This window comes from Oleiphilus sp. HI0123 (assembly GCF_001635315.1).
This window is the reverse complement of the sequence record NZ_LWGE01001849.1, coordinates 1-1109: the sequence shown is the minus strand read 5'-3', so window position 1 is coordinate 1109 and position 1109 is coordinate 1. Positions and strand designations below refer to the sequence as shown.

Here is a 1109-nt window from a genome sequence, read left to right as displayed (position 1 = left end):
TGCTGAAATTGGCCGCTTACACGATGCGGGTATCGTTGCAGGGCCAGAGTAGCGTCTAATCCAAACCTTTTTCCTTAAGTGTGTACTATTGGGGCCAGAGTAAAACAAACGCCTTTACTCTGACCCAATTTGAAGATGCTTATACCCTGTTGTTTCTAAAGAAATTTTATGGACTTCCAGGGGGCATTATTTTTATTCCATAATACTATAAAAATCCTAAGGCGGCTTTGATTCATTCGGCTATATTAGTAGGGATAGTAATACTTATGGAATAGAAAGGAGTCAAAATGCCCCAAGCAGGAAGCGCCCTGGAGCCCTTACACCTATTATTTAAAGAAACATGTATTGACGTTTTCGCAAGCATTCAATGCGAATTGGAAATTGTAGAGTCGGCAAAAGAGGTCTTGGCCCTGCCTTGCGCATTTATCGAAGCGCTTTCCGATGACCTGGAGCTGAAATTACTACTACGAGGCCCTGTCTCCATTCTAAGAGAAACTTATCCAATTAAAGGTGATGCCGAGTTTGTTCAAGCTCATGAGATTGAAGACTGGATTTCCGAATTGGCTAATCGTTTTATGGGGGCGCTCAAAAACAAACTCATCGATTATCAGCACTACCTGCAACTCGGCACCCCTCAAAAGCAGTTTGGCATTCGGCTTGATGAATTGCTTGACGAAGGTTTTTCGATGTTAACGCTTAACTTTCAAAGTGGGCGAGAAGTCTTTGAATGTAGTTTGCACACAAAAGTATTAAATCAAAATTTGTCCTTTGAGTATAAAGAGCCTGAAGCCGATCCTTTTGATGATGGCGAGCTAGAGATGTTCTAAATCTTTCTACAAGAGCTAGCTTTTGTTTCGCGCCGCTATTTTTGCTAAAATGCCGCGCAATTTCCTACATATTGAATTTTTGTGACCTTACTTTATCAAAAGCGTTTGTTCTTCAGGCTTTATAGTTAAGTTAAGGTCATCTAGCTGGTTACTATTCCATGAAAGAATCCTTATTGCTTCGTTTAGACAGTATTTCTGAACGTTACGAAGAATTAGCAGCTCTTATGAGCGACCCTGATGTGATCACAGACCAGAATAAATTTCGCGACTTTTCAAAAGAGT

1 protein-coding gene and 1 pseudogene are annotated in these 1109 nt (G+C 40.7%); both read left to right on the top strand.

The window, feature by feature from the left end; translation table 11 throughout:
* Nucleotides 1-287: 287 nt before the first annotated feature.
* Nucleotides 288-827, top strand: a complete 540-nt coding sequence (locus A3761_RS24820) for a hypothetical protein (protein WP_068513794.1) — start codon at nucleotides 288-290, stop codon at nucleotides 825-827.
* A 158-nt stretch (nucleotides 828-985) separates the two neighbouring features.
* A pseudogene (prfA, locus tag A3761_RS28720) lies at nucleotides 986-1109 on the top strand (peptide chain release factor 1); the annotation flags it as partial.

Excerpts from the sequence above, each read along its gene's own strand:
- A3761_RS24820 (WP_068513794.1), top strand. The coding sequence starts at position 288 with ATGCCCCAAGCAGGAAGCGCCCTGGAGCCCTTACACCTATTATTTAAA.